At 65.7% G+C, this 4,386-nt stretch carries 4 protein-coding genes; all 4 read right to left on the bottom strand.

Translation table 11 applies throughout. The annotated features are described in order from the left end of the window. Positions 1–96: 96 nt before the first annotated feature. The 4 genes from VKP01_RS15080 to VKP01_RS15065 are packed head-to-tail and all read right to left on the bottom strand — an operon-like array spanning position 97 to position 4,148. On the bottom strand, positions 97–822 hold the full coding sequence (locus VKP01_RS15080; RefSeq protein ID WP_324413713.1) for an NUDIX hydrolase: 726 nt from the start codon (positions 820–822) through the stop codon (positions 97–99). 53 nt (positions 823–875) lie between these two features. After that, entirely contained in the window at positions 876–1,319 is a 444-nt protein-coding gene (locus tag VKP01_RS15075; RefSeq protein ID WP_324413711.1) for a DUF983 domain-containing protein, read from the bottom strand. Positions 1,320–1,329: 10 nt separating this feature from the next. Continuing rightward, a complete protein-coding gene (gene rnr, locus VKP01_RS15070; protein ID WP_324413709.1) occupies positions 1,330–3,813 on the bottom strand; it encodes a ribonuclease R in 2,484 nt (827 codons plus the stop codon). 23 nt (positions 3,814–3,836) lie between these two features. After that, on the bottom strand, positions 3,837–4,148 hold the full coding sequence (locus VKP01_RS15065) for a hypothetical protein (RefSeq protein WP_324413707.1): 312 nt from the start codon (positions 4,146–4,148) through the stop codon (positions 3,837–3,839). Between the last annotated feature and the right edge of the window lie 238 nt (positions 4,149–4,386).

Raw genomic sequence — 4,386 nt, 5'->3', positions numbered from 1 at the left:
GATGGCGGCCGCGATGGAGGCATTGCGCGCGCGAATCAGTGCACGGCTGCGCAATACCTCATCGGGCCCGTCGGCATCGCTCATGGCGAGGCATCCTCACACGTATTCGCGCACGAAGGCGCCGCGTTGTTCATGATAGAAAGGCACTGGCAGCATCGGATCGAAGCCGGCCTCGAGCCGGATATCGAGCTCGTCGAGCACCACATGGGTGATGGTCGGCAGATCGAGCTCACGCGCCTGCGACAGGGGCACCCAGACAAGTTCGGTGAGTTCCGAATCGGGCCCCACGAAGCCGGGCTCCTCGCGCGCCACCAACTCGCGATCCACCGCAAAGAAGCGGGTATCGAAACGCTTGGGCCGGCGCGGTGGGGTGATGGCGCGGGCGACGAATTGCAGCATGTCGAGCTCGGGAAACACTCCCGCCTCAACGAAGGCGCGCCACGGCCCGTCGATCTCGATCCCGGGCGCGCCGTAATCAGCCGAGCCCAGCATCACCCCGGTCTCCTCGTAGGTCTCGCGAATCGCAGCCAGCGCCAGCGCGCGGTTGCGGCTGGAGGTGGGGCGCACGACGCGGGCGGAGAGGGCGGCGTCCGTGCGGTCGTCGAGCATGCCTGCGGCGAGCATGCGCCGGTCGCCGGGTTCGATCCGTCCGCCGGGAAAGACGAATTTTCCAGGCATGAACTTGTGGCTGTCATGGCGCTTGCCCATCAGCACGCTCGGTTCCGGTCCTGTCCGGTCCAGAACGATCAGCGTCGCGGCGTCGCGCGGGCGCAGATTCGGCCAGCGTCGCTCGCGCTCGGTCTTCGTGAGACGGTCAGTCATCGGATTGCCGGCCTGCTCCGCACCGGTGGGAATCTTGGTATCGGTCGTGGCACTCACGCTGTGCTTCCTCGTTTGTTGTCGCCTTCCCGGCCTGCAGGATCAGCATCGCCGAATCCATGCATGCCGAGTGCATATTGCAGCCCCACGACGGCGCCCTTCATCGGCGGCAGAAGCGCGAGCGAGAGAACCACGGTCAGGAGCGGCCAGGTGCCCATATGAAACCACAAAGCCGGTTCGTAATGCATTTCAGAGATGTAAATCCCGGTTCCGACGATCTTCCCCACCACGAAAATCGTGAGATAGGGTGGAAAGTCGTCGGCGCGGTGATGGTGCAGTTCCTGTCCGCAGGCATCGCAGGCAGGGCGTACCTTCAGATAGGAGGAAAACGCCCGCCCCTCGCCGCAAGCCGGGCAGCGGCAGCCGAGCCCGCGCATGATCGCGCGTTTCCACTCCCCGGAACCCGCCGCGAGGCTCTTGTCGATCCGCTTGCCGTTCATGATCCGCCCCTCATTTGCGCCCTTTACCACCCTTGCTGCGGGCGGTGGAGCCGACACGCACTTTGGTGGCCGACCCTTTGCGCCCACCCGGCTTTCCACCACCCGGCTTGCCGCGTCGTCCATGCGGCAGCGGGGCTGTGCCCTTGCGGCCCTCGGAGAGCAATTCGAAACGCAGCGCCCCCTGGACCGGCGCCGCCTCGACCAGCTTGACGCTGACCCGGTCGCCCAGTCGATATGTCTCGCCTGTGCGGTCGCCGACAAGGGCGTGGGCGTATTCCTCGTAGCGGAAATAATCGTCGCCGATGGTGGAGGCGGGGATGAACCCATCCGCGCCGGTATGGTCGAGCTTGACGAACAGGCCGGATTTGGTGACGCCGGAGATCTGTCCCTCGAAGGTGGCGCCGACCTTGTCGGCCAGGTGATAGGCGATCAGCCGGTCGATGGTTTCGCGCTCCGCCGCCATGGCGCGCCGCTCGGCTGCGGAGATACGCGCGGAAATTTCGGCGAGCTGATCATGGGTGGTCTCGGGGTGGAGCCCGTCCTTGCCGAGATCATGGGCGGCGATCAGCGCGCGGTGCACGATCAGATCGGCATAGCGACGGATCGGCGAGGTGAAATGCGCGTAGCGGCGCAGATTGAGGCCGAAATGGCCGTAATTCTGCGATGTGTATTCCGCCTGCGACTGGGTGCGCAGAATAACCTCGTTGATGAAGGTCTGATGCTCCAGCCCTTCCACCGCCTTGAGGATGCGGTTGAACAGGGTGGGGCGCAGCGCGCCCTGTTTGGGCATTTTCAGCGCCACGGAGGCGAGCACTTCGCCCAGAGCATGCATCTTGGTGAGTGAGGGCTCGTCATGGGCGCGGTAGATGAAGGGGATCTTCGCTTTCTCGAGCGCCTCGGCGGCGGCGACATTGGCGAGGATCATGCATTCCTCGATCAGCCGGTGCGCGTCGAGGCGCTCGGGCACCAGCACCTGATCGACCATGCCCTCTGCATTGAGGATGATCTTGCGCTCGGGCAGGTCCAGCGCAAGCGGCTGGCGCTCGTCCCGCGCGCGCGCCAGGCAACGATAGCATTCCCAGAGCGGCTTGAGCACGGGCTCGAGAATCGGCCCGGTGACATCGTCGGGGCGTCCGTCGATCGCGGCCTGGGCCTGCTGATAGGACAGGCGGGCTGCCGAGCGGATCATCACCCGGTGGAAGGAATGGCGCTTCTTGATGCCGTCCGCGCCGATCACCATGCGCACGGCGATTGCCGGGCGGTCCTCGAGCGGGCGCAGCGAACACAGATCGTTTGAGATGCGCTCGGGCAGCATCGGCACGACACGGTCGGGGAAATAGACCGAATTGCCGCGCTCCAGCGCCTCGCGGTCGAGCGCGGAGCCGGGGCGGACATAAGCCGCGACATCAGCAATGGCGACGGTCAGGACGAAGCCGCCCTCGTTCTTCGGATCATCGTCGGGGCGCGCATGCACCGCATCGTCGTGATCCTTGGCATCGGCGGGATCGATGGTGATGATCGGCAGATCGCGCCAGTCCTCGCGCCCGGCGAGCCCCACATGCCTTGCCGCCTCGGCCTCTGCGATCACCTGATCGGGAAAGACATGGGGAATGTTGTGGACGTGCAACGCGACCTGGCTGACGGCTTTTTCCGATTTCATCGACCCCAGTCGCTCGCGCACCCTGGCCATGTCGAGCCCGTAGCGCTTTTGCGGCGACACATGCACCGCCACGAGATCGCCGTCACCCGCATCACCCTCGTCGCCTGGGGCGATGGCGAGCTCCTTGCCGAGCATCTTCTTGTCGACCGGGATCAGACGACCGCCGCCACCCGGAAGCGGTCGGAAAATGCCGAGGATCTGCGCCTTCTGCCTGGGCAGGACCTTGATCACCCGACCGCTATAGGCCGGGCCGTCCTCGTCTTCGTCATTACGCTGGACGCGCAGGAGTGCACGATCATTGATGCCCGGTGCGGGCTGGCCCGGTTTGGGACGGCGCGAGAGGGTGACGAGAATGCGCGGTGCGGCGCTGTCATCTGCTGCATCCCAATCGGCGGGCACGGCGATCAGCTCACCGTCCTCATCGCGCGAGACGATATCGGCGAGCACCACTGGCGGCAGCATGTCCTTGCCGGTGAGGCGCTTGCGCTTGCGATCGATGACGCCTTCCTCCTCGAGCTCCTTGATGAGATGCTTGAGAAAGATCCGGTCGCCGCCCTTGATGCCGAAGGCGCGCGCGATCTCGCGGCGCCCGACCTTGCCGGTCTGCTCCTTGATGAAGGCGATGATCTCCTCGCGCGCGGGCAGATTGGCAGGATCACCGCCCTGTGCGTCAGAGGCGGCTTTCGCCTTGCGGCGACGGGTGGTGAGGCGTGTGGGCAAGAAGCTCTCGTAATGGTTGGCGAAATGACCGGCATGGTTCCGGCCCGCGCATGAAGACGGCTCGTTCCTGCTCCATATATAGGCGTTGCGGCGGACAAGCGAAAGCCCGCTCATGCCACGCCGTCAGTGGCTCCGGCTCAGCGCGCTGTCTTGCCTTTCCCGCCATCGCCATCAGCAGTGGGGCGCTCGTCGCGGCCCTCGTCATAGCGCAGGGCAGGCGGTGCTTCCTCGCGGCTGCGCCGGTTGGCGAAGCGCGAGCGTGTCAGGACGCCCGACAGCGCGATCGCCGCCGGCAAGGCCAGGACGATCGACAGGATCAGCACGATCGGAAAGGCCGCCGCAGGATCGATCGCGCCGGGGAGGATCGGCAGGAGGGCCCCGAGAAGGTTCGTAATGATCGCGACCAGCGGCAGGAAGATGATTGCGGCAACGATGACACGGGCATTCATGCTGGCCTCCGAACATTCCTCGGCGCATACGCAAACCGATAGGGTATCCCGTACAACGCCTCGAGCGCGATTTCGTTCACCCGCCATCTCAGGCCGCTTGCGCATGCAAGGCCGCGAGCCCCGCCCCGGCAGCGCCCGGCGCTGCGATCTGGGCGACGAGACCATGCGCCTGGCAGGCCTGTGCATAGCGCGTGGCGAGATCGCCGCGTCCGATGATCGTGCAGGCGGTTGCAGCCGG

Source organism: Saliniramus sp. (assembly GCF_035311605.1).
Taxonomy (GTDB): domain Bacteria; phylum Pseudomonadota; class Alphaproteobacteria; order Rhizobiales; family Beijerinckiaceae; genus Saliniramus.
Note: the sequence above shows the minus strand (reverse complement) of the source record. Positions and strands in the feature narration are given on the sequence as shown.

Bases quoted from the DNA above. Each gene is read 5' to 3' on its own strand.
- VKP01_RS15080 (WP_324413713.1), bottom strand. From the start codon at position 822: ATGACTGACCGTCTCACGAAGACCGAGCGCGAGCGACGCTGGCCGAAT.
- VKP01_RS15065 (WP_324413707.1), bottom strand. From the start codon at position 4,148: ATGAATGCCCGTGTCATCGTTGCCGCAATCATCTTCCTGCCGCTGGTC.
- VKP01_RS15075 (WP_324413711.1), bottom strand. From the start codon at position 1,319: ATGAACGGCAAGCGGATCGACAAGAGCCTCGCGGCGGGTTCCGGGGAG.
- rnr (WP_324413709.1), bottom strand. From the start codon at position 3,813: ATGAGCGGGCTTTCGCTTGTCCGCCGCAACGCCTATATATGGAGCAGG.